Source organism: Mesorhizobium sp. M1227 (assembly GCF_040318315.1).
Classification (GTDB): Bacteria; Pseudomonadota; Alphaproteobacteria; order Rhizobiales; family Rhizobiaceae; genus Mesorhizobium.
The window spans coordinates 187342-211368 of the sequence record NZ_JAMYLZ010000002.1 but is presented as its reverse complement, the minus strand read 5'-3'; the positions used below and the strand labels follow the sequence as shown (position 1 = coordinate 211368).

Annotated in this window: 23 protein-coding genes and 1 pseudogene; 4 read left to right on the top strand and 20 right to left on the bottom strand. The window is 62.8% G+C overall.

Features of this window, described 5'->3' with window-relative positions:
- Positions 1–23: 23 nt before the first annotated feature.
- Positions 24–2165 (bottom strand): sodium-translocating pyrophosphatase, encoded by a 2142-nt coding sequence (locus NKH28_RS04265; RefSeq protein ID WP_352501522.1) that lies wholly within the window; start codon positions 2163–2165, stop codon positions 24–26.
- 251 nt (positions 2166–2416) lie between these two features.
- Complete coding sequence (locus NKH28_RS04260) at positions 2417–2917, bottom strand: DUF2165 family protein (RefSeq protein WP_352472005.1); 501 nt, start codon at positions 2915–2917, stop codon at positions 2417–2419.
- Between the two features lie 79 nt (positions 2918–2996).
- On the opposite strand from NKH28_RS04260, the gene NKH28_RS04255 reads away from it, so the two are divergent.
- On the top strand, positions 2997–3230 hold the full coding sequence (locus tag NKH28_RS04255; RefSeq protein ID WP_023674502.1) for a hypothetical protein: 234 nt from the start codon (positions 2997–2999) through the stop codon (positions 3228–3230).
- A gap of 27 nt (positions 3231–3257) precedes the next feature.
- Here the strand turns inward: NKH28_RS04255 and NKH28_RS04250 are convergent, their stop codons facing one another.
- The 17 genes from NKH28_RS04250 to NKH28_RS04170 form a co-directional block, all read right to left on the bottom strand.
- Positions 3258–4007 (bottom strand): ABC transporter permease, encoded by a 750-nt coding sequence (locus NKH28_RS04250; protein ID WP_352501521.1) that lies wholly within the window; start codon positions 4005–4007, stop codon positions 3258–3260.
- The gene (locus NKH28_RS04245; RefSeq protein WP_352977924.1) at positions 4004–4942 is read right to left on the bottom strand and encodes an ABC transporter ATP-binding protein; all 939 of its coding nucleotides are present in this window, start codon (positions 4940–4942) and stop codon (positions 4004–4006) included. Before NKH28_RS04245 ends, NKH28_RS04250 begins: the two co-directional genes overlap by 4 nt.
- The gene (locus tag NKH28_RS04240; protein WP_352501519.1) at positions 4939–6114 is read right to left on the bottom strand and encodes an ABC transporter permease; all 1176 of its coding nucleotides are present in this window, start codon (positions 6112–6114) and stop codon (positions 4939–4941) included. Before NKH28_RS04240 ends, NKH28_RS04245 begins: the two co-directional genes overlap by 4 nt.
- 43 nt (positions 6115–6157) lie before the next feature.
- The gene (gene osmF / locus NKH28_RS04235) at positions 6158–7069 is read right to left on the bottom strand and encodes a glycine betaine ABC transporter substrate-binding protein OsmF (RefSeq protein ID WP_352682048.1); all 912 of its coding nucleotides are present in this window, start codon (positions 7067–7069) and stop codon (positions 6158–6160) included.
- A 159-nt stretch (positions 7070–7228) separates the two neighbouring features.
- Positions 7229–8446, bottom strand: coding sequence for an MFS transporter (locus NKH28_RS04230; RefSeq protein ID WP_352501517.1), 1218 nt, complete (start codon positions 8444–8446; stop codon positions 7229–7231).
- Positions 8443–8943 carry a transcription antitermination factor NusB gene (gene nusB / locus NKH28_RS04225; protein ID WP_023674496.1) on the bottom strand — a complete coding sequence of 167 codons (501 nt, stop codon included), beginning with the start codon at positions 8941–8943 and terminating at the stop codon, positions 8443–8445. Before nusB ends, NKH28_RS04230 begins: the two co-directional genes overlap by 4 nt.
- Positions 8940–9434: a 6,7-dimethyl-8-ribityllumazine synthase gene (ribH, locus tag NKH28_RS04220; protein WP_023674495.1), complete on the bottom strand. Its 495-nt coding sequence runs from the start codon at positions 9432–9434 to the stop codon at positions 8940–8942. The genes nusB and ribH overlap by 4 nt, the downstream gene beginning before the upstream one ends.
- A 130-nt stretch (positions 9435–9564) precedes the next feature.
- Positions 9565–10182, bottom strand: coding sequence for a riboflavin synthase (locus tag NKH28_RS04215; protein ID WP_352501515.1), 618 nt, complete (start codon positions 10180–10182; stop codon positions 9565–9567).
- A gap of 30 nt (positions 10183–10212) precedes the next feature.
- Entirely contained in the window at positions 10213–11343 is a 1131-nt protein-coding gene (gene ribD, locus NKH28_RS04210) for a bifunctional diaminohydroxyphosphoribosylaminopyrimidine deaminase/5-amino-6-(5-phosphoribosylamino)uracil reductase RibD (protein ID WP_352977922.1), read from the bottom strand.
- Positions 11344–11345: 2 nt separating this feature from the next.
- Positions 11346–11855 (bottom strand): transcriptional regulator NrdR, encoded by a 510-nt coding sequence (gene nrdR / locus NKH28_RS04205; RefSeq protein ID WP_352472013.1) that lies wholly within the window; start codon positions 11853–11855, stop codon positions 11346–11348.
- 153 nt (positions 11856–12008) lie between these two features.
- The gene (locus tag NKH28_RS04200) at positions 12009–12593 is read right to left on the bottom strand and encodes an invasion associated locus B family protein (RefSeq protein ID WP_352472055.1); all 585 of its coding nucleotides are present in this window, start codon (positions 12591–12593) and stop codon (positions 12009–12011) included.
- A gap of 70 nt (positions 12594–12663) precedes the next feature.
- Positions 12664–13977, bottom strand: coding sequence for a serine hydroxymethyltransferase (gene glyA / locus NKH28_RS04195; protein WP_352449301.1), 1314 nt, complete (start codon positions 13975–13977; stop codon positions 12664–12666).
- 116 nt (positions 13978–14093) lie between these two features.
- Positions 14094–15740: a Na+/H+ antiporter gene (locus NKH28_RS04190; RefSeq protein ID WP_352977920.1), complete on the bottom strand. Its 1647-nt coding sequence runs from the start codon at positions 15738–15740 to the stop codon at positions 14094–14096.
- A gap of 129 nt (positions 15741–15869) precedes the next feature.
- Entirely contained in the window at positions 15870–17123 is a 1254-nt protein-coding gene (locus NKH28_RS04185) for a L,D-transpeptidase family protein (protein WP_352977918.1), read from the bottom strand.
- 338 nt (positions 17124–17461) lie between these two features.
- On the bottom strand, positions 17462–17977 hold the full coding sequence (gene ldtR, locus NKH28_RS04180) for a transcriptional regulator LdtR (protein ID WP_023674486.1): 516 nt from the start codon (positions 17975–17977) through the stop codon (positions 17462–17464).
- Between the two features lie 202 nt (positions 17978–18179).
- Positions 18180–18602, bottom strand: a complete 423-nt coding sequence (locus NKH28_RS04175; RefSeq protein WP_023674485.1) for a DUF6163 family protein — start codon at positions 18600–18602, stop codon at positions 18180–18182.
- Complete coding sequence (locus NKH28_RS04170; protein WP_352542403.1) at positions 18599–19642, bottom strand: enoyl-CoA hydratase/isomerase family protein; 1044 nt, start codon at positions 19640–19642, stop codon at positions 18599–18601. The genes NKH28_RS04175 and NKH28_RS04170 overlap by 4 nt, the downstream gene beginning before the upstream one ends.
- Before the next feature lie 145 nt (positions 19643–19787).
- On the opposite strand from NKH28_RS04170, the gene NKH28_RS04165 reads away from it, so the two are divergent.
- The 3 genes from NKH28_RS04165 to NKH28_RS04155 all read left to right on the top strand — a co-directional run bounded on the left by NKH28_RS04165 (position 19788) and on the right by NKH28_RS04155 (position 22778).
- Positions 19788–20612: a DUF8605 domain-containing protein gene (locus NKH28_RS04165; protein WP_352472018.1), complete on the top strand. Its 825-nt coding sequence runs from the start codon at positions 19788–19790 to the stop codon at positions 20610–20612.
- A gap of 86 nt (positions 20613–20698) precedes the next feature.
- Entirely contained in the window at positions 20699–21730 is a 1032-nt protein-coding gene (gene hemB / locus NKH28_RS04160) for a porphobilinogen synthase (RefSeq protein ID WP_352542426.1), read from the top strand.
- A gap of 400 nt (positions 21731–22130) precedes the next feature.
- Complete coding sequence (locus NKH28_RS04155) at positions 22131–22778, top strand: dihydrofolate reductase family protein (protein ID WP_352977916.1); 648 nt, start codon at positions 22131–22133, stop codon at positions 22776–22778.
- Between the two features lie 48 nt (positions 22779–22826).
- On the opposite strand, the pseudogene ppk2 reads toward NKH28_RS04155, so the two are convergent.
- Positions 22827–23749, bottom strand: a pseudogene (ppk2, locus tag NKH28_RS04150) (polyphosphate kinase 2).
- Between the last annotated feature and the right edge of the window lie 278 nt (positions 23750–24027).

The window sequence follows — 24027 nt, the reverse complement described above, 5'->3', positions numbered from 1 at the left end:
TTTTAAGGCCATAGCGGCCGAGCTTAGCCGTGCGCGAGAACGGCCAGCAACAGCAGCGCGACGATGTTGGTGATCTTGATCGCCGGGTTGACCGCTGGGCCGGCAGTATCCTTGTAGGGATCGCCGACCGTGTCGCCGGTCACCGAAGCCTTGTGCGCTTCGGAGCCCTTGATGTGCTTGAGGCCGTCCTTGTCGACGAAACCATCTTCGAACGACTTCTTGGCGTTGTCCCAGGCGCCGCCGCCGGAGGTCATCGAGATGGCGACGAACAGGCCGTTGACGATGACGCCGAGCAGCGAGGCGCCGAGCGCGGCAAAGGCGGATGCCTTCGAACCGGAGATCAGGAGGACGCCGAAATAGACCACCAGCGGCGCCAGCACCGGCAGCAATGACGGAACGATCATCTCCCGGATCGCTGCCTTGGTCAGAAGGTCGACGGCTCGCGCATAGTTCGGCTTCGAGGTGCCTGCCATGATGCCCGGATCCTCCCGGAACTGCTTGCGCACCTCCTGGACGATAGCACCCGCGGCGCGGCCGACGGCGGTCATGGCGATGCCGCCGAACAGATACGGGATCAGGCCACCGAAGATCAGGCCGGCGACGACGTAAGGATTGGAGAGGTCGAAGGAGACGTCGCCCATACCCTGGAAGTAGGGGTATTTGTCGCCATTGGCGGCAAAGAACTTCAGGTCGTTAGAGTAGGCCGCGAACAGCACCAGCGCGCCGAGGCCGGCCGAACCGATGGCGTAGCCCTTGGTTACCGCCTTGGTGGTGTTGCCGACAGCGTCGAGCGCGTCGGTTGACTGGCGCACTTCCTTGGGCAGGCCGGCCATTTCGGCAATGCCGCCGGCATTGTCGGTGACCGGGCCGAAGGCATCGAGCGCGACGATCATGCCGGCGAGGCCAAGCATCGTCGTCACCGCGATCGCCGTGCCGTAGAGGCCGGCGAGCTGGTATGTCGAGATGATGCCGCCGACGATGACGATCGCCGGTAACGCCGTCGCTTCCAGCGAGACCGCGAGGCCCTGGATGACATTGGTGCCGTGACCGGTGACCGAGGCCTGGGCGATGGAGTTCACCGGACGCTTGTTGGTGCCGGTATAATATTCGGTGATCACCACGATGAGTCCGGTCACCGCAAGGCCGACAAGGCCGCAGATGAACAGGTTCGTGCCGGTGATGGTCATGCCGGCGACGGTGCCGATCTCACCCCAGCCGATGCATGCCGAGGTGGCCACGGCAAGGCCGACAATTGACAGCAGGCCGGTGACGATCAGGCCCTTGTAGAGCGCGCCCATGATCGAGCCGCTGGAACCGAGCTTGACGAAGAAAGTGCCGACGATCGAGGTGAGAATGCAGGCGCCGCAGATGGCCAGCGGATAGAGCATGGCCGCGCCGAGAACGTCGGTGCCACCGAAGAAGATGGCGGCGAGGACCATGGTGGCGACCACGGTCACCGCATAGGTCTCGAACAGGTCGGCGGCCATGCCGGCGCAATCGCCGACATTGTCGCCGACGTTGTCGGCAATGGTGGCCGGATTGCGTGGATCGTCCTCGGGAATGCCGGCTTCAACCTTGCCGACAAGATCGCCGCCGACGTCGGCGCCCTTGGTGAAGATGCCGCCGCCGAGACGGGCGAAGATCGAGATCAGCGAGGCGCCGAAGCCGAGCGAAACAAGCGAGTCGATGACGACGCGATCGTTTGGCTGCAGACCCATGAACTGGGTCAGGATCAGGTAGTAGATCGAGACGCCGAGCAGGGCCAGGCCAGCAACCAGCATGCCAGTGATGGCGCCCGACTTGAAGGCGATCTCGAGGCCGGCAGCGAGGCTGTTGGAAGCCGCCTGCGCGGTACGCACATTAGCGCGCACCGAGACGTGCATGCCGATGAAGCCAGCGGCACCCGATAGAACGGCGCCGATCAGGAAGCCGATGGCGGCGGTGATCGAAAGCAGCCACCAGGCAAGCAGCAGGACCACGACGCCGACGATGGCGATGGTGGTGTACTGGCGCGCCAGATAAGCCTGAGCGCCTTCGCGGATGGCCGCGGAAATTTCCTGCATGCGTGCATTGCCCTGATCGGCCGCGAGGACCGAACGTGTCGCCCAGATGGCGTAAAGGACTGAAAGCAGACCGCAGGCGATGACAGCTGAAATTATGGTCATTGCCGAATTTTCCTCGATTGGTGGCCCAAAAGAACCCCTCCCCGGGCCGTTGAGACAGGGGACGAATTTTCCGCAACCGGAATCCGTCCCTTCGCAGCGGCTTATGCGAAACAGGGCTCGGAACGTCAAGATATTGTTCCGTTCCTGTCCGGCTTTCGCCCAAAAGATCCCGGGTTTCGCCCAAAAGGCTGGACGGCAGCGCCTGTCGACACTGCCATCCGGTTAGATCGGTTGAAATCGGCGAACAGTGGTCAGGCTTTACGCGGGTCGCCGTCCGGCTGGACGACGAAGACCAGCACCAGCAGCATGGTGATGTAGAATTTGAACGCCGCCTCCTGACCATTCCAAGTCGAAGACTGCCACATGGCGAACCACTCGCCGCCAACGACCATGAAGCCGAAATACCAAACGAGGAAGCCCATTGTGGCGGCAATGATGGCGAACTTCTTGGCATCGTTGAAAGCCTGTCCGCTGGCGTTGCGCGCCTGCCAGAGTTGCCAGGCGGCGATTAGGTAAAGCAGGCAGGTCAGCGCCTCGCCAATGATGATCAGCCAGTAGCCAGCCGTCCACAGCGACGGGTTGGTGATCGAGCGGTACATCAGTGCATTGCCGGGAAAGGTCGTGTCCATGCTCAGCACATGCTGGACAAAGGCGAAGTTTGAGCCGTAATCGGTGATGTTGCCGAAGGCGACGAGGAAGGCGAAAGCCGCCAGACACAAACACATGACGATCTTGGAGAAACGCGCGGTCATGGCAAGAACTCCTGCTGAAAGATCGGGGCATCGCACTCATCAATCGCCGAGTCCCGAAGATCGCGCAACGGGTGGGCCAGTGATCATCGTGCTCACAGCCATCGCGAGACATTATGCCGGCAAGCAAGACATTGCCGAGACTGTCGAAGCCCTCGATCTCGACAGTGATTGCGCGGTGGGCGACTTGGTCTCTGTGGTTAGAGCCGACACACAGCACGATTTCGCCATCATCCGCCGCCGCTGGATCACCGGCGAGACTGGCACAACGCTGGAACTGACGCTCGATCATCCGACGCGGTCGACCGGCCACTGAAAAAAGAGCGAACTTCGCCCCGAGACGCTACTCGGGCTCGCGTCCCATGCGCCGGGCGGTGTAGCGCTCGACCGCCGACAGCCCGTCATAGATCAGCACGGCAAGGGCGGCGACGATCAGGCCACCCTGCAGGATGAAGGCGAGGTTGTTCGACAGCAGGCCTGCGATGATCACCTCGCCCAGTGTCCTCGCCGCTACCGTCGAGCCGATGGTCGCGGTGGCGAGGCTGATCACCACCGACAGCCGGATACCACCGAGAATGATCGGCGCGCTGAGCGGCAGCTCGACCTTGACCAGTCTTTGCCAGCCGGTCATGCCGGCGCCACGCGCCGCCTCGACTACGTTGGCCGGCAGCGTCGTCAGGCCGGTCAGCGCATTCTCGAAGATCGGCAGCAGTCCGTAGAGAAACAGCGCAATCAGCGTCGGCTTTTCGCCGAAGCCGACGGCCGGCACGGCAAGCGCCAGCACCGCCACCGGCGGAAAGGTCTGGCCGATATTGACCAGGCTGCGCGACAGCGGCAGGAATTCGGCGCCGGCTGGCCTGGTGACCAGAATGGCGAGCGCGACCGCAACGACCGTCGCGGCAACGGTCGCGATCAGCACGGTCCGCAGATGCAGCAGCGTCAACGTCAAAAGGCTGCCCTGATTGTAGATTACCGGCGCGTTGTTCTCTGTCAGCGGCTTCAGCAGCGGTTCGAACCAGCCGGGATTGGTGACGAAGGCAATAAGCACCACCACCAGGGCAAGCCTGAGCAGCAAGGGAGGCCAGGCTTTCATGCAGGCCTCGCCGCGCGCTTAACCAGCCCGTCCACAGTGACGCGGCCAAGCGGCTTGCCGTCGGCATCTTTCACCGGAAGTGCCGGGCGGCCCGACCACAGGAGTTCGGCGAGCGCGTCGCGTTGGCTGGCGTCACCGGGGATCGCCTCGCCTTCGGCCGTGCCTTTTTCCACCGCGTCGCGCACCCGGCCAAGCGACAACAGCCGGAACGGTTTTTCACTGGCGCCAACCAGGGTCTCGACAAACGCGCTGGCCGGTTTCGCCAGTATCTCGGCCGGCGCGGCATATTGCACTACTTTGCCGCCATCCATCACCGCGATCTTGTCGCCCATGTGAACGGCCTCTTCCATGTCATGGGTGACGAGGATGATGGTGGTGCCGAAGCGTTTCTGGATCGCCAGCAGATCCTCCTGCGCCTTGTTGCGGATGATCGGATCGAGCGCGCCGAAGGGCTCATCCATCAACAGCACGTTGGGTTCCGCGGCAAGCGCCCGGGCGACGCCGACGCGCTGCTGCTGACCGCCGGAAAGCTCATGCGGATAGCGTGGCCCGTAGGCTTGCGGGTCGAGCTGGTATAGCGTCATCAGCTCGTCGACGCGGGCCTTGATGCGGTTGGCGTCCCAGCCGAGCAATACCGGCACAGTGGCGATGTTCTGCGCCACCGTGCGATGCGGAAACAGGCCGTGGCCCTGGATGGCATAGCCGATGCTGCGACGCAGCTCATAATCCGGGACCGAGCGGTTATCGACGCCGTCGAGCTTGATCACGCCCGATGTCGGCTCGACCAGCCGGTTGATCATGCGAAGCAGCGTCGTCTTGCCGGAGCCGGAGGTGCCGACGATGACGGCGATGCTGCGCGGCTCGATTACTATCGACACGTCGTCGACGACTGTCGTCTCGCCGTAGCGCTTGTTGATGCCTTCGATCTCGATCATGCCGTTTCAACCCTGCGCTTGCTGGCGCTCATTTCGATCACTGCATCGAGGATGATGGCAGCGGCGAAGGCCAGCACCACCGTGGGAACAGCACCGAGCAGCACCAGGTCCATCGCCGTCTGGCCGACCCCCTGGAATACGAACACGCCAAAGCCGCCGCCGCCGATCAACGCGGCAATTGTGGCGAGGCCGATATTCTGCACCAGCACGATGCGGATGCCGGTGAGGATCACCGGGAAAGCCAGCGGAAACTCGACGCCGAACAGCCGCTGGCGGTCGGTCATGCCCATGCCGCGCGCTGCGTCGTTGGCGGCACGCGGCACACCGGCGAGGCCGACCACGGTGTTGGCCACCACCGGCAGCAGCGAATAGAGGAACAGGGCGACGAAAGCCGGCGCCGTGCCGATGCCGCGAATACCGAGCGCGGCAGCTCCCGGCACATGCGAAGCGACCCAGCCGAGCGGTGCGATCAAGAGGCCGAACAGCGCGATCGAAGGAATGGTCTGGATGATGTTCAGCACGTTGAGCACGCCGGCCCGCAATTTCTCGACGCGATGGCAGAGGATGCCGAGCGGCAGGCCGATAATCACCGCAGCCGCCAGCGAACCCAGCGCCAGCGTCACGTGCTTGGAGCCTTCCGCCCAAAAACTATCAGCGCGATTGAAATATTCCTTGAGGATCGACAGGCTGTTCCAGCTTCCCGAGACGAGCAGCAGCCCGATCGCCGCGGCGGCGACAACAAGCACGCCGATGCGTGCCTGCGGCGACAGGTTCAGCCGCGTAAGCACGTCGGCGAGCAGAAGCGTGAAGGCGAAGATAAGCAGCCAAAAGCCCGAAGCCGGCGAGATACGGGCGAAGGTGTTGCCGGCGGGTGTCAGGAAACTGCCGGCGACGCCGATCAGCAGCGCCAGCGCTGCAAGCGCAACCACACTGGCGGCGAGGCGCAGAGCAAGCGGCGTTTTCAGCAGCGCAATGAGCGCCGCTGCGACGACAATCGCCATCAACAGCGGACCGACCGTCGCAGGCAAAGATTCGAGGATCGAGCGCGCCTCGCCGGGTACGATGCGATTGGCGCGGAAGGTGGCGAATGGCGCCGCAAAAGCCGCATAGGCCGATATCGCCGCGATGACCACGCCGAGCTTGTCGAACCGGATGCGCACGCCCTCCCCCATCGGCCGATCCGGCGCACCTCGAAAGCGGAGCGCCGGAATCGCCTTACTTCAGGAAGCCGTTCTTTTTCAAAAAGTCCTCGGCGACGCCCTTGACCGGCTCGCCGCCAACCTGCACGCGACCATTCAACTCCTGCAACGTGACGAGATCGAGCTTGGCGAACACCGGCTTCAGCAGCGTCTCGATCTCCGGATGCTCCTTCAGCACCGCCTCGCGGATGATCGGCGCCGGCTGGTAGACCGGCTGCACACCCTTGTCGTCCTCAAGCACGACGAGGCCGGAGGGCGCGATGCCGCCGTCGGTGCCATAGACCATGGCGGCGTTGGCGCCGTTGGTCTGGTTGGCTGCGGCGGCAATTGTCGCCGCCGTGTCGCCGCCCGACAGCGTGATCAACTGGTCTGGCTTCAGCGTGAAGCCATAGGTCTTCTGGAAAGCGGGCAGCGCGGCCGCCGAATTGACGAACTCGGCGGAGGCCGCCAGCACCACCTTGCCGCCGCCCGAGACATATTTGCCGAAGTCGGAAAGGGTGACGAGCTTATTGGTATCGGCGACCTCCTTGCGCAGGGCGATCGCCCAGGTATTGTTCGCCGGTGACGGTGACAGCCAGACGATCTTGTTGGCGTCGTAGTCGAGCTTCTTGGCAGTCTCGTAGGCCTTGGCGGCGTCTTTCCACACCGGATCATCGGCCTTCTCGAAGAAGAAGGCGGCGTTGCCGGTGTATTCCGGATAGATGTCTATCTCGCCGGCTGTAATCGCCTTGCGCACCACAGGTGTGCCGCCGAGTTGGATGCGGTCGGTGGTCTGGATATCGTTGGCGTTCAGCACCAGTTGGATGATATTGCCGAGCACGCCGCCCTCGGTGTCGATCTTCGACGACACCACCACCTGGGCACTCGCCGAGGCCAACGCAACTCCGAGCGCCAGTACAGCGCCGGCCAGAACCTTGATTGAAAACATCTCACAAATCCCTTGCTGTGAACCGGAATACGGCTGCCGCATATGAGCATGGCTTCGATGCCCCGTCGGGGTACACGGTTTCATAAGAAAGGGGATGGGCGCAATAATTTTGTTCGGATGCGAGTGACTCCGCCGTTGCCTCGTCCCGACAGCGTGACGTCAGCTGGCCGCGCGCAAGCCCGTCATCTTCAACACGCCCAGTGCCACGAAGCACAGCACGACGACCGGGAAAATCATCCAGTTCAACATCTCCCAGCCCCAGGCATTGTAGACCGCCCCCGACATCAGCGAGGCGAAGGCGACGGAGCCGAACAGGACGAAATCGTGAAACCCCTGGACCTTGCCTTTTTCGGATGACTGGTAGCTGTCGGCCACCATGGCGGTGGCACCGATGAAGCTGAAGTTCCAGCCAAGGCCGAGCAGGATCAGCGCCGTCCAGAACTGCCACAGTGCCAACCCTGACAGCGCCACTGTGGCGCAGCCAATCAGCAGCACCAGGCCGATCGCCACGATCCGCTCAGCGCCGAAGCGATAGATCAGCGACCCCGTGAAGAAGCTCGGCGCGAACATCGCCATCACATGCCAGGAAATGCCGAGCGTGGCGTCGTCGGTCGAAAGGCCGCAGCCGACCATGGCCAGCGGCGCGCCCGTCATGACGAAGCTCATCAGCGCGTAGCTGCCGACGGCGCAAAACAGCGCTGCGACGAAGCGCGGCCTGGTGACGATTTCCGAGAGCGGCCGGGCGTCGCTGTCGGCGATTTCCACCTTGTCGGTTGCCTTGGCCGGGATGCGCAACAAAGAGAGAATGGCGGCGCCGACCGCCGCCAGCACCAGGATGGACGCAAACGAGCCGGCAAACTTCACCGGCGAGAACAGGTCGCCGGTGAAGATGACGATCTGCGGTCCAAGGATGGCGGTGACGATGCCGCCGGCCAGCACGAAGGAGATGGCGCGCGCCTTGAATTCAGGCGGCGCATTGTCGGCGGCGGCAAAGCGGAACTGCTGGACGAAGGCGCCTCCGATGCCGATCACGGCCAAGCCGAAAGCGAATAGCCAGAAGCTGGCATGAAACAGCGCCAGCGTGGCGACCAGCCCGCCAAGCGCCGTGACCGCTGTGCCGGTCATGAAGCCGTCGCGCTGGCCGAGCCGGCGGATGATCGCCGCGGCCGGCAAGGAACCGAGCGCCACGCCGACATTGAAACCGGTGATCGGCGCGGTTGCCAGCGACTTGTCAGCATCGAGCAGGTACTGCCCCGCCAATCCGCCCATGGAAATGGCGATGGGTGCGGCCGAGCCGATGATCGCCTGCGAGGCTGCGAGGATGAAGGCGGTGCGACGCGCTTCCTTGCCCGCCCCAACGGCGACGATAGCAGTCATGAGGCGTCCTTGCCGCGGCCCTCGCCACGCACCCGGCGCGACACGCGATCAAGCACCGCATTGACCAGTTTCGGCTCGTCTTCCTCGTAAAATGCCTTGGCGATGTCGACATATTCGGAGACGATAACCGCCACCGGCACGTCCTCGCGCTGCATCAGCTCGTAGACGCCGGCGCGCAATATGGCGCGCAATGTGGAATCGAGCCTCGACAGAGGCCAGTCCTCGGTCAGCGCCTGTCGGATGACTGGATCGATGGTCTTCTGGTGCTCGACAACGCCGGCAAGAATGGCGCGAAACCATTGCGCGTCGGCCTCGCGATAGAGCGCGCCGTCGACTTCCTTGCCGAGCCTGAACGCCTCGTACTCGGCGGTGATCTCGAAGACGCCGCTGCCGGCGACATCCATCTGGTAGAGCGCCTGCACGGCGGCCAGACGGGCAGCACCGCGCTTGTTGGCGTGGCGCACCGTGGGCTGGCCGGGCGAAGCGGGTTCGCTCACGAGGGCGCTCCCAGCTGTTCCTTTAGAGCGATCATGGTCAGCGCCGCACGCGCCGCAAAGCCGCCCTTGTCGCCTTCCGAACGCCTGGCCCGTGTCCAGGCCTGTTCGTCGTTTTCGGTGGTCAGGATGCCGTTGCCGATGCAGACCGCATCCTGCACGGACAGGTCCATCAGGGCACGGCTGGATTCATTGGCGACGATATCGAAATGATAGGTGTCGCCGCGGACCACCGTGCCGAGGGCGACGAAGCCGTCATAGTTCGTCCCGCCTTCGGAGGCACCGTCGAGCGCGAAGGAAATCACCGCCGGGATTTCGAGCGAGCCCGGAACGGTGACGACATCGTATGTCGCGCCCGCTTCCTCGAGGGCCTTTGTCGCGCCTTCGAGCAACGCGTCGGCAAGGTCGTCGTGAAAGCGCGCCTCGATGACAAGAAGGTGGGCCTTCTTCTTCGGACGGATGAACGCTTTGCCGTGTTGGGATGTGCCTGCCATAGATGTCTCCGGGGATCGCCGGTGACTTAGGCCGAAGCCGGTTTGATCGCAAGCGGAAGATTGCCGAAGGAACTTTCAAGGCCAACTCGGCGGCGGTCGCATCAGGGAATGGGCTTTATGGACGAGCGCCTCAAAGCCCCTCTTTAGCCGCCTCCACCAGTCGCGCCGCATAGCGGGCCATGGTGTCGATCTCGAGATTGACGCGATCGCCGACCTGGCGTTCGCCCCAGGTGGTGACCGTCAGTGAGTGGTGGATCAACAGCACGTCGAAGCGGCTGCCTTCGACCTTGTTGACGGTCAGCGAAGTGCCGTCGAGTGCGACGGAGCCCTTGGGCGCGATGAATTTGGCCAGCTCTCGCGGTGCATCCAGGGTGAAGCGAACGGCGTCGCCTTCCTCCTTGCGCCCCACGATCTCGGCCATGCCGTCTACATGGCCTGAAACGATATGGCCGCCAAGCTCGTCGCCGATCTTCAGCGCCCGCTCCAGGTTGATGCGCGTGCCGGATTTCCAGCCCATCGCGGTCGTCAGCCTGAGTGCTTCTTCCCAGGCCTCGACCTCGAACCAGCGTGCGTTGGCGCCGTCTTCCGGCAATCCCGTCACCGTCAGGCAGACGCCGCCACAGGAAATCGAGGCACCGATGGCAATGGTCTGCGGATCGTAAGCGGTGTCGATACGCAAACCGACGCCTTCCCTGAGCGGCTTCACGGCAGCGACGGTGCCGACATCGGTGACGATTCCAGTGAACATTAGTTTGGCCCCGTGAACATCAGGTCGGTCCTAGATGTCTCTTATCCATTCCGCATATGTATCTTCGCCGAAACGCATGTTGCGCAATTTGCGAAATCCCGGCGGGATATTGTTGGCATCGATCGGCGATACAATGCCGCCCTCGCCGATCGCGTCCGGCCCCTGAAACAGCACGATACGATCGACCAGTTGTTCGTCGAGGAACGCCTTGGCCACCCTCGCGCCGCCCTCGACCAGGACGCTTGCCATGCCGAGCGCCGCCAGATCCTCGAGCAGTTCCGGCAGCGCAATATCGCCTTCATACGTCTCAGTACCGATGAAGCGAACGCCGGCACGTTCGAGCGCGGCGCGCCGGTGCGGATCGGCCTCGGCGCAGGCAGCGACATAGAGCGGCACACGATCGACGCCGGCGACCAGTTTCGAGGTCTCGGGTAGCCTGATCTGACGGTCGAGTACGATGCGCGCCGGCGAACGGCTCTCCAGTCCCGGAAGCCGAACCGTCAGCGCCGGATCGTCCTCCAGTGCCGTGCCGATGCCGATCAATATGCCATCGGCTCCGGCGCGCATCAGATAGACTTCGCGTCGGGCGATATCGCCGGTGATGGAGACCTGTCCCTCGCCTTTCACGCCGATCTTGTTGTCGCTCGAAAGCGCAAGTTTCAGGATCACTTCCGGGCGTTTTTTCAGAGATCGAATCAAATAGCCGGCCATCTGCTCCGCAGCCTCGGCCGCCAACACTTTTTCCACCACTTCGACGCCGGCGGCACGCAAGATTGCATAGCCCTTGCCGGAAACACGCGGGTCAGGATCGCTGGCAGCGCCGACCACACGCGCCACGCCGACACTGACCAGCGCATTGGCGCAAGGCGGCGTGCGGCCGTGATGGGCGCAGGGCTCCAGCGTTACATAGGCGGTGGCGCCGCGCGCCAGTTCGCCGGCCTCTGCCAAAGCCTCGGTCTCGGCATGCGGCCGGCCGCCGACGGCGGTGACGCCGCTGCCGACGATCATCGGCCCGTCGCCGTCATCGCGCACGATCAGCGTGCCGACGGAAGGGTTGGTCGAGGTCCGCCCGGCATTCTTGCGCGACAGCCTGAGGGCTGCCGCCATATAGCGGCGATCGAGGACCTCTTGTTCAGCCGTGCTGCGTCCGGACCCTGCCATGCTCAGCTGGCGTCCTCTTCGCTCTTCAGCTCTTCGCCCCTGGGCTCGTCGGCTTTGAGCTCGTCGCCTTTGAGTTCGCCCAACACGTCGTGGAAATCCTTGGCCTCGCGGAAATTGCGGTAGACGGAGGCAAAGCGCACATAGGCGACATCATCGAGCGACTTAAGCGCCTCCATGACCAGCCGGCCGACTTCCCCCGAGGCCACCTCGGTCTCGCCCGAGCTTTCGAGCTGGCGCACGATGCCGGTCACCGCCCGATCGATACGTTCCGGGTCGACATTGCGCTTGCGTACCGCGATCTCGACTGAGCGCAGCAACTTGTCGCGGTCGAACGGCACCTTGCGCCCAGACTTCTTCACCACGACGAGATCGCGCAATTGGACGCGCTCGAAAGTGGTGAAGCGGCCGCCGCAATCCGGGCAGACGCGCCGCCTGCGGATCGCTGCACCGTCTTCGGCAGGGCGCGAATCCTTCACCTGCGTATCTTCGGACTGACAGTAGGGACAGCGCATGGAGAGCCTTCGGTTCGCGATTCTCGTAGTGCGAACGGCTTAGAGGTTTTTGCCACGATGGCAAAGTATGGCCGATGACCGATCGCGCCTCAGAGATAGCGAGGCACGAGGAAAATTGCGAGAGCGGCAATCAGTTGGACGGCAATACGCCAATCAGGGAGCGACGTCGCCGGTCGGGAAGCCGCAGGACGTGCCGAGATAGCGATAGGCCTTGGTGAAGCCGTCCATCGATATCGTCGCGACCGGCTTGTCGGCGAAGCTGACATCGAGGGCGCTGGTACGGCGCATGGCACGCAGTATGGCAACCGTGGTCTCGGGTTTGTTGTCCATCATCCACTGTCCGTCGGCGATAATATGAAAACCAGCCTTGATCTTGTCGTTGACGTCGCGGAACACCGCCGGGATGTTGTCCCCCTTGGGCAAGTCACTGTTTCTCACGGCGATGATGAGGCTCGGATAGCCCTCGGGTGGCAGTACGTCGCCATTCGAGATGGCCAGCGTGAGGGTGCCACTGGTGCCGTTAGCGTCGAAAAAGACCGTCGAGGCGGCGCAGGTCTTGCGCACGTCCTCACCGGTGTTGACCTCGTCCACCGTGGTGGACCACCTGCCGAAAGTCTCTGTCTTGGGTGCTGCCGGCGTCGGCTCGGTCTGCGCCAACGCCGCGCCGAGTAGCTGAGAGGTGGCTAAGGTGAGCAAGGCAGCGCCAACACTGGTGAAACGGAAAATTCGCATCATCATCAAGCGTCTCCGAGATGCAGCCGTGGCCAGTTGATCGGCGCCGTCACAGTTGGGGGACCGACGCCCTGCGTCAACCAAGATACGGGTAAAGCGGAAAACGATCCGTCAATGCCGCCACTTTGGCCTTCACGGTTGCCTCGACGGCCGCATTGCCCTCGTCGGAATTGGCGACCTTCAGTCCATCCAGCACTTCGGCGATCAGCTTGCCGATCTCGCGGAACTCGGCCTGACCGAAGCCGCGCGTGGTGCCGGCCGGCGTGCCGAGCCGAACGCCCGATGTCACGAAAGGCTTTTCCGGATCGAAGGGGATGCCGTTCTTGTTGCAGGTGATGTTGGCGCGGCCAAGGGCAGCCTCGGCGCGCTTGCCGGTTGCGTTCTTGGGACGCAGGTCGACCAACATCAGATGGTTGTCGGTGCCGCCGGAGACGATGTCGAGACCGGTTTCCTGCAGACTGGAGGCCAGCGCCTTGGCATTGGCGACGACGCTCTCCGCATAGATCTTGAAGCTCGGCTTCAGCGCCTCGCCCAGAGCCACCGCCTTGGCGGCGATCACATGCATCAGCGGTCCACCCTGCAGGCCGGGGAAGACGGCCGAATTCATCTTCTTGGCAATATCCTCGTCGTTGCAAAGGATCATGCCGCCGCGCGGCCCGCGCAGCGATTTGTGCGTCGTGGTGGTGACCACATGGGCATGCGGCAGCGGCGACGGATGCATGCCGCCGGCGACCAGGCCGGCGATGTGGGCCATGTCGACCATCAGATAGGCACCGATCGAATCGGCGATCTCGCGAAAACGCTTCCAGTCCCAGACACGTGAATAGGCTGTGCCGCCGGCCAGGATCAATTTCGGCCTGGTCTCATGGGCGGTCTTCTCGATCGCATCCATGTCGAGCAGATGATCGTCCCGGCGTACGCCATAGGAGACGACCTTGAACCATTTGCCGCTCATATTGACCGGCGAGCCATGTGTCAGGTGTCCGCCGGAATTGAGGTCGAGGCCCATGAAGGTGTCGCCGGGCTGCAGCAACGCTAGGAACACCGCCTGGTTCATCTGGCTACCGGAATTCGGCTGGACGTTGGCGAAGTTGCAGCCGAACAGCTTTTTCGCGCGTTCGATGGCCAGTTCCTCGGCGACATCGACGAATTGGCAGCCGCCATAGTAGCGCTTGCCCGGATAGCCCTCGGCATATTTGTTGGTCATGATCGACCCCTGTGCCTCGAGCACGGCACGCGAGACGATATTTTCCGAGGCAATCAGCTCGATCTCGTGGCGCTGGCGGCCGAGTTCGTTGCGGATTGCGCCGAAAATCTCGGGGTCGGCATCGGCAAGCGTGGTTTCGAAAAAGGATTCGAATTTGTTCGACACTGCCGCTGCTGTTGCCATGGGCTGAAATCCTCAAGGTTCGGGGTCTGTCGCGCCATTAACACAGTTGCTTTCGGCCCGCCACGTTTGCAGCGCGAAATTTGCTGGCCGGATTGCGCCAGAGAGACTGGCAGCCTCTATTTCCTTGCCTGCCGGCCCTTCAGCAGGGCCTCGGTGAGCGTGATCTCGGTGAACAGCGCCTGCATCGTATGGTCGTTAATCTGGCCGCTGCGAAACATTGCGCGAACCGCTGCGCGTTCGGCCTCAATGCCCGCCAGCCTCAATTCGAGCTCCAGCCGTCCGGCCTCGCGGGCCTCGGCGCGCGCCTCGTCGGCCTCGTCGGAGGCAGCGATGCGGCGACGGTAGCCGGCGACGATGCTGTCGGCGGCGGCAAGCCGGGCGCCGGGTATTTCCCCTTCATCGCCGTCGGTCGCGCCGGCCATGCTCTCGATGCGGGCGATGGCGGCGTTGGCCGCGCCCACGCGCGCAAGACGCTCCTCGGCAGCGCCAGGATCCTCGCCCGGCTCGACCAGCCCCCGTGCCACCTTGGGCAAGGCAAGGCTGGCTATGAGCAATGAGCAGATGATGACGCCTGCGGCGAGGAAGATCACCACGTCGCGCGCCGGAAAGGGCGAACCATTCGGCATGGTGAGCGGCAGCGACAGGATGCCGGCCAGCGTGATGGCGCCGCGCACGCCGGCAACAGAGCCGGCGATCCGGACGCGCAGCCCGAACGGCTCGGCCTTCTGCTCGCGTAATCGCGCTGAGACGCGCGTCGCGATGTCGCCGACCCAGATCCACAGGAAGCGCAGCCCGATCAGGCATAGTGTCAGCGCGACCACCGTGGCGATTGGCTGGATGACCGGATAGCGGCTGCCGAGCTCAGGCGGCACGTTGCCGATGATGTCGGGAAGCTGCAACCCGAGCAGGATGAACAGCGCGCCGTTGAAGACGAAGGATAGCGTCGTCCACAGCGATACGGTCTGTATGCGCGCCGAGACGCCGAGAAAGCGGAAAATCCCGGAGCCGCCGGTGAGCACTCCGGCCGTGACCGCCGCCAGAATGCCCGAGGCGCCGACATTCTCGGCGCCGAGATAGGCGATGAACGGCAGCAGGACCATGACCAGCACCTGCGCCTCGGACGGCACGCCGCCGATACGGTTCAGCAATTGCAGCACCTTGGCGGCGACGAACAAGGCAGCCACGCCGGCCAGGATGCCGGCAGCGACGGCATAGAGGAAAGTCACGGATGCCGCGACGAAGGAGAAGCTGCCGGTCAAGGCAGCTGCCACCGCAAAGCGGAACATCACGAGGCCCGACGCATCGTTGAGCAGCGCCTCGCCCTCCAGGATGTGCATCAGCCGGGCCGGGACCAGGCTCTTGTCGACGATCGAGGAGACGGCCACCGCATCGGTGGGCGACAGCACCGCAGCAAGTGCGAAAGCGACGACGAGCGGGATGCTCGGGACAAGCCAGTGCAAAGCGTAGCCGAAGCCGACAATGGTGAAGAAGACCAGCCCGATGGCGAGGTCGAGGATCGGCCCGCGCAGCGCGATCAGTTCGCGCTTGGGCGCACCATAGGCGTCGCTGAACAGCAGCGGCGGGATGAACACCAGCAGGAACAGCTCGGGATCGATCTCGACATGCATTCCACGCACCGGCCAGGCGAGCGCTGCACCGATGGCGATCTGCAGTACCGGCAGCGGCACCCGCACCAGCCGGACCAGCGCGCCCGAAACGGCGACGAAGATGAGCACGACCAGAATGAAAATTGCGACATGCATGATGCGATTTCCGACTACAGCGCCGCGCGTTCTTTGCCGGCAATCAGTCCAGCAAAGCTTGCCGCGAAAGACCCCGGCAACGAAAAAGGCCGCCCTTCCGGCGGCCTTTTTGCAAATGAACTCAGCTGCTTAGAGCGCGGATGTGATCTGCAGCTCGTTGGCCCCGTCGAGGCCGTAAATGTCGTCACGGAACTGGACCACGCCCGGCCCTGTCGACCAGGCCGAGACGTAGAGAAAATAAACCGGCACCGGATTGGTGACCTGCACCGGCGTGTTCTCCCCGGTCTTGATCGCCGCCTCGAAATGCTGGCGATCCCAGCCCGGTGTGTCGCGCAGAATCCAGGTGACGAGGTCGCGCACGTTCTGAACCCGCACGCAGCCAGAGGAATCGAAGCGCATCAGCTTGCCGAACAGGCTCTGCTGCGGCGTGTCGTGCATGTAGACGCCGTCCGGGCTGGGAAAATTGATCTTGACTGAGGCCATCGCGTTGCCGGAACCGGGATCCTGGCGGAAGCGGTATTTGGCGGCATCATCGGTCGACCAGTCGACCGTCATTGGGTCGACCTCGCTGCCGTCCGGCGCAAACAGGCGGATATGGCTATCCTTGAGATAGTTGGGGTCCTTCCGCATCAACGGAATGATATCCTTGCGCACGATCGAGACCGGCGCGTTCCAGTACGGATTGACGATGATTTCGTTGATCTTGGAATTGACGATCGGCGTCTGGCGATCGATCTTGCCGACGATTGCGGTGTGGCGCAGCACAACGCGGTCGTTCTCGACAGCCTCGATCTGCGCCGCCGGGATGTCGACCAGAACATAGCGGTTGCCAAGCGTGCCGGCCCGCTCACGCAGCCGTTGCAGATTGGTCTGGAGCTGACCAAGCCGAACCGGCGCCGACACGTTCATTGCCGCGAAAGTATATTTGCCCGTGGTTCCGTCGGCCGGCAAGCCGTGACGCAACTGGAAGCGCTTGAGCGCCGAGTCGACGTACGAATCGAACGCTTCCGAGAGCCCGGCGCTCTGCGCCAGATCGCCCGATATCATCAAGCGCCTGCGCAGCGGCACCACATCGGGATCCTCGACGCCAAGCTGCAGCTTCTTGGTGTCTGGAACCTGTTCCCAGCCGCCTTGCGCGACGATATTCTGATACTGCATGATCGCCTGCTCGGTGAAGGACACCGTCTGCAGGCTGAAGATCGGCAGCGTCGAGGCAACCTTGCCGCCTTCGCTGGCATGCGCATCGAATTGGTCGTCCCAATTGCCGCGCGCCGAGGATTTCAGGATATCCCCGATCACATCCTGTGCACTGGCGCGGCCGGCGACCATTGCGGCTGCGAGCGCGGAGGCTCCTGAAAGGAAGAAACGGCGGCTGGTTCTCATGGACGTTCCAGACATTCTTGCTACAATTCAACCCACCGGGCGGTCTCGCCCGCACTCTAGAGTTGGCTTCTTAACAATTAGCCAACCATGGCCCGCATCACTTCGGTGTAAAACCACATGGGAAGTGACTTGAGCACAGGACAAATGCACGGCTTTGGCCCCAGCATCACCCGCATCTTCGGTTCCATTGGAATATGGCGGCAACGTGGCTGTTGCTCGAATTTGGATCGGCCGGCCTGACGAAACGGCAAGACCGGTGCTTTTCGGCACCGGCCTTTGGTCCACTCCGCGGCAGCACTTCCGTAGTCCAGCTTCAAATCTAGATGCGGCGGATGCGATTACATCCGGTAGGCGATGGTATCGTTCCAGAACCGATCCAGGCGCTGCAGGGCGCGGTTCATCTGCTTGAACTCCTCCGTGTTGATGCCGCCAACCTGCTCGATCGAACCGACATGGCGCTCGTAGAGGCCGGCGACGACTTCCGCCACCTCATTGCCCTTCGGCGTCAGCGAAACCCGCACCGAACGGCGGTCGATGCGCGAGCGCTGGTGGTTGATGAAGCCGAGATCGACCAGCTTCTTCAGATTGTAGGAGACGTTCGAGCCGAGATAGTAGCCACGCGAGCGCAGTTCGCCGGCGGTCAGCTCCGAATTGCCGATGTTGAACAGGAGCAGCGCCTGGATGGCGTTGATGTCGGAGCGACCGTTGCGGTCGAATTCGTCCTTGATCACATCAAGCAGACGGCGATGCAGCCGCTCGACCAGCTGCAGCGATTCCATGTACAGCGAACGGATCGCCTCGCGGCGGTCATCGGATACGTTGGCGGTCTTCGCCGCCGGACGCGAATTGATCATTGTCTTTGCCTCTCGTTTGTCGCCCGGTGATTTTTTGTTCTTCACCTTGACCGCGACACTATCGAATACTCATAAAATTCGACTTAAACGCCAAGGCTAACAAGAGCTTACCGGTAAGGGGTTTCGAAAGAGGCTTAACGGACGGTCACCCGAGCAAGGATAATTAACCTAAAGATTTAGCCAACGATCCTGGCCGGAATTGCTATCGCCGGGGTTGCCGCTTCTGGATCCAGATCACCACGCGGAACACTATGTAGAGCAGCGCCACCGCAAGGTGCGAGGCGACGATCAGCGGCCGGTGGCCGAACAACTCGGGGAAGCCAGCATACATGACGCACTCGGTCACCGCGCAGATGAACCAGATCACCGGCCCCCAGGACGCCAGCATCCACAGGCCGGCGGCAGCGAACGGAAAAAACACCGCCAGCACCACCGCCGCCACCTGCCAGTGTACCGGCATCAGGTCGAAGCGCCACAACGGGCCGGGGTAAAAGCCGATCAGCCGGATCCAGTACAAGATGCCGAACAGCAGACAGTAGCCGGCGATGACGCGCTGGAACCAGGCGAAGATGACCTCGATCGTCGAGGGCTGCAGCACCACGCGTCTCGAGGCGACCTCGCTCACAGCTTCAGTTCCCGTTCGCCGAGCGATGCGAAATAGGCGTCGACGTTGGCGGCGCTGACGTCATCGATACCTGCCGGCCGCCATTGCGGCGTCGAGCCTTTATCGATGATGGCGGCGCGGATACCTTCATAGAAGTCGTGCCCGGCAAGCATGCGGTTGAGGATACGGAACTCCATTTTCATGCACTCGTCCATCGACAACGTCTGCCCGGCGCTAATCTGGCGCCATGCAACATGCAGGCTGGTCGGTGAACGTGTGCGGATGGTGGCCAGCGTCTTTGCCGCGAACTCGTCGGCAGCGGCTGCCCGCTCCAGACTGGCGACGATATCGGCCAGCGACGGCTGCGCGAAATGCCGGGCGATGGCTTCCAGCGTCGGCCTGTCGGTCTCGCGCCTGGCCGGGACGAAGCAGCCGCGCAGCACCGATTCCGGGTCGCCGCTTTCCGCCAGACGGTCGAGGAAGCCGGCCTGGTCCTCCGCCTTGATCGTATGGGTGGCGAGGCCCGAGCACAAAGCATCGCCATAGCGGATGCGGTTGCCGGTCAGCGCCAGATACATGCCGAAGCTGCCGCCGAGATCCGGCAACAGATGGCTGGCGCCGACATCCGGGAAAAAGCCGATGCCGACCTCGGGCATGGCAAACTGGGCGTTTTCGGTCAGCACTCGCTGCGAACCATGGAAGGAGATACCTACGCCGCCGCCCATGACGATGCCGTCGATCACCGCGACATAGGGTTTCTTGAAGCGGGCGATGCGGGCGTTCAGCCGGTATTCATCGGCGAAGAAATCGACCGGAGGCCTTCCTGCGCGGCCGGCTTCGTAGATGTGGAGGATGTCGCCGCCCGCCGAAAATGCCCTGCCCTCGGCCTTGACGACGACAACGTCGACGCCGTCGTCGCGCTCCCAACTGCGCAGCGCCTTGTCCAGCGCCTTGACCATGCGGTGGGTTACGGCATTGAGCGCCTGCGGCCGCGTCAGCGTGACGACGCCAGCCCTGCCCAATCTTTCGAAGCGAATCTCGTCGCCTCCGCCAAAATCCATCGCCAGAGAATCCCTCCCCGCGCCCGCCGGGAGTGAAGTGCTAAAGCGTGGCGCATGGCCGCGTCAATGGCGGCGGCCAATCCGCTGCATGGTCGTCGGCGTCACCCAGTGCTAATGCTGGCGCTTTGAACCGGAAGGTTGAACCATGCCTTGGTTGCCGCGCCTTGCTGTTATGGTGGTCGGCCTGATCGCTGCGAACACTCCTCCCGTATCGGCCGAAACCGTCGACGAGCTCTATCAATCGCAGACCATCGTCACCGGCCAGGGCGAGGTCAACAGGCAGATCGGCTTCAAGGCCTGCCTCGATGCGGTGCTGGTTCGTGTGTCCGGCGATCAGCGGCTGCCGAAGAGAACTGAGATGGCGGCGCTGCGCGACAAGGCCGGCAGCTTCGTTGCCGAATTCCGCTATCGCGACCGTCTCGAAGGCATTCCAATCCATGACGAACAAGGCACCCATGACCGGCCGCATGATCTCACTTGTCTGTACAGGCCTGACGTTATCGATCCGGTGCTTGCCGCGCTTGGCAGCAAACCATGGCTTGGCGAGCGGCCACGCCTGGCAATTTTCCTGGCGGCGGAGCAAGGCACAAGGCAGTTCGTGCTGACCGCCGACGATGAGCGCGGGGCGGCGATGCGCGAATCCTTCGTCAATGCCACCGGTCCGCTGGTCATGCCGATTGTGTTTCCCGAAGCGTCACTGCTGTCGGCCTCGAAGCTTGACGACCAGGCCCTGCGTCATGCCGATATCACGACGCTGGACCAGCTTGCCAGGAAGGCCGGAGCCGACCAGGCGCTCGCCGGCAGTATCGTCTGGAGCGACAAGGAACTGGGCTGGATAGCCGACTGGCGGCTTGCCTTGAATGGCAAGAGCTACAATTGGCAAGTGCGCGGCGTCAGCTTCGACGAGGCATTCCGCGTCGCCATGCGGGGTGCTGCGCAGATCCTGTCGGGCAATGGCCAACCAGAATAGCGCCCGACAGGACCCTGGCACAATCGTGTCGCATTGGTCAGCAGCGGAGGCTCGTGGTAAAAGCCGCCCGATCCGGAGTTTTTGCGATGAACAAATTCACCCCTGCAAAGCCTGCCGGCGCGCGCAGCGTCGACGAGATCACCGGCAGCCGGCGTCTGCGGCGCATGCGCAAGGCCGATTGGTCGCGCCGCCTTGTCCAGGAGAACCGGCTCTCGGTCGACGATCTGATTTGGCCGATCTTCGTCGTCGACGGCAGACAAGTGCGCGAACCGATCGCCGCCATGCCCGGCGTGTTCCGCCTGTCGCTCGACCTCGCCGTCAAGGAGGCTGAGCGCGCGGCCAAGCTTGGCATTCCGGCGATCGCCACTTTCCCCAATGTGGAGCTCGGCCTGCGCGATCAGACCGGTTCGCACATCCTCGATCCGGAAAACATCATCAACCGCGCCACCCGCGCCATCAAGCGGGCGGTGCCGGAGATCGGCATCATCACCGACGCGGCGCTTGACCCGTTCACCTCGCATGGCCATGACGGCATCTTGCGCGAGGGCATTATCGTCAATGATGAAACGGTGGAGCAAGTGACGGCGGCGGCCGTCATCCAGGCGGCGGCGGGGGCCGACATCATTGCCCCCTCGGACATGATGGACGGCCGGATCGGTGCCATCCGCGATGCTCTCGACGCCAATGGATTTCAGGATGTGGCGATCATGTCCTATGCGACCAAGTTCGCATCCGCTTTTTACGGCCCCTACCGTGAGGCGGTCGGCACCGCCGGCCTGCTCAAGGGCGACAAGAAGACCTATTATATCGATCACGCCAATTCCGACGAAGCGGTGCGCGAGGCCGAGCAGGATCTGGCCGAGGGCGCCGACATGCTGATGGTCAAGCCCGGCCTGCCCTATCTCGACATCATCCGCCGGCTGAAAGTCGAGTTGCAGATGCCGACCTTTGCCTATCAGGTCTCGGGCGAATATTCGATGATCAAGGCCGCCGCCGCCAATGGCTGGATCGACGGCGAAAAGGCGATGCTGGAATCGCTGCTCGCCTTCAAGCGCGCCGGCTGCGACGGCATCCTGACCTACTTCGCGCCGGAAGTGGCGGCGATGCTCAAGGGGTGATGCGCCTTTGTAGCGTCTACATCGAGTAGTGTTCGTTCGTCCAAAGCGCGACATGGAACGCCGCAGGACATCGCTTCAAGTTTACGCTGCCCCTCGTTGCCCTGCCGGGCATTTCTCCCTGTAAAGTGGCAGGGAGAAAGACGCGTTCGTAAAAGATTTCACCAATCTCCAGCGTTGCAAAAACATCGACGTTGCGGCCAGCCCCTTCTCCCCGTCACTATAGAGGGAGAAGCTGCCGGCAGGCGGATGACGGGCGGCGCCGACATTGAGATTGGTTATTCCAACATGATTTGGAAGCGATTGCCCCGCCGGCGATTCAAAATACCGCTTGCAAAATGCAATCAGTTAAGCTACCCCGATAACTGCTTGCATGTCACAATTGGTTATCGAGGAGGCTCCCATGTCCAAGCTTCGCGTCAGCGCCTTCACCCTGTCGATCGACGGCTTCGGCGCCGGTCCCGACCAAGACCTGAAGAACCCGCTGGGTGTTGGCGGAGAAGCCCTGCACGAATGGATGTTCGGCACCCGCACCTTCCGCAAGATGGTCCTCGGCAAGGATGGCGGGACCACGGACACCGACGAGGCGTTCGCGGGACGCAGCTTCGAAAATGTCGGCGCATGGATCCTCGGCCGCAACATGTTTGGGCCGATCCGCGGCGAATGGCCGGATGACAGCTGGAAAGGCTGGTGGGGTGACAACCCACCCTACCACGTGCCGGTCTTCGTGCTCACGCACCATGCGCGTGATCCTATTGTCATGGAGGGCGGCACGACCTTCTATTTCGTGACCGACGGCATCCACCCAGCGCTGGAGAAGGCGAAGGCAGTGGCTGACGGTAAGGATATACGGCTGGGCGGCGGCGTTTCTACGATCCGGCAATATCTCAAGGAAAAGCTCATCGACGAAATGCATCTGGCGATCTCACCGGTCCTGCTAGGCGCCGGCGAGAGCCTTTTTGCCGGCATCGACATGCCCAAGCTCGGCTATCGCTGCAGCGAGCAGGTCGCGACGCCGAAGGCCACGCATGTCATCATCGAGCGCACCTAGCTTGTTGCAGGGGGCCGCCATGGAGCGGCGCCCTCCTCGCCGCTTTAGTCAGTACTTCTCCGGCACATACAGTTCGCGCGGCAGTACCTGGCGCTCGTATTCGGGATTGAAGACGCGCTTCGGCAGTGTGATCTCCTCGTGCGGCACCTCCTCATAGAGCATCTGCTTAAGGAGATGGTCGATGCAGTTCAGCCGTGCCCGTTTCTTCTTGTCGTTGCCCTCGACGATGAACCACGGGGCTTCCGGGATATTGGTGCGGGCGAACGTTTCTTCCTTGGCCTTGGTGTACTGCTCCCAGCGCACGCGCGACTGGAGGTCCATCGGCGACAGTTTCCATTGCTTCATCGGGTCATGGATGCGCATCAAAAAGCGCATCTGCTGCTCCTCGTCGGTGATCGAAAACCAGTATTTGACAAGCGTAATGCCCGAGCGGACCAGCATGCGTTCGAAATCCGGAACGTCGCGGAAGAACTCCTCGACCTGATCCGGCTGGGCAAAGCCCATTACCCGCTCGACGCCGGAGCGGTTGTACCAGGAGCGGTCGAACAGCACGATCTCGCCGCCGGCCGGCAGATGCGGAACGTAGCGCTGGAAATACCATTGCGACTTCTCGCGCTCGGTCGGCGCCGGAAGTGCTGCGACGCGGCAGATGCGCGGATTAAGCCTCTGGGTGATGCGCTTGATAACACCACCTTGCCCGCCGAGTCGCGGCCCTCGAAAACCACGACGAGCTTCTTCTTGTGATAGGCGACCCAGGACTGCAGCTTGATCAACTCGGATTGCAGCGTGATGAGATCGCGAAAATACTGCAGGCGGTCGATCGATGGCGGATGCGCATTCTTGTAGATCTTGGCGATCTCCATCGACAGCGCCGGCTCCGAGATTTCCAGCTCATAGTCTTCATCCAGCGTGTCGGCGAGTTCCGCTTCCAGCCAGTCCCTGGCCGGGGAATTCTGTTTTATCTCGGTCATTTACGCTGCTCCGCTTACAGGCCTTGCCGGCCGCTGTCAGGCGCTCTGCCGCCCGGCCCGGCGGCCGGAAATCGAAGCGCTGGACCGATGTTAGTGTAGGCCGGCAATGACGGTTCTATTGCAGCCACTACTGAGCTGGCTGTGCGTTTCAATCCGCAAGATGTGATCGAGCTTGCCCTGCGGAACGGGCGACAAGCGGAACGAATTATCCTACAAATAGCTGGTTCATTGAGGGCTGTCGTCTGCAACGCCCTTTCCCGATAAATTGTGAGGATACG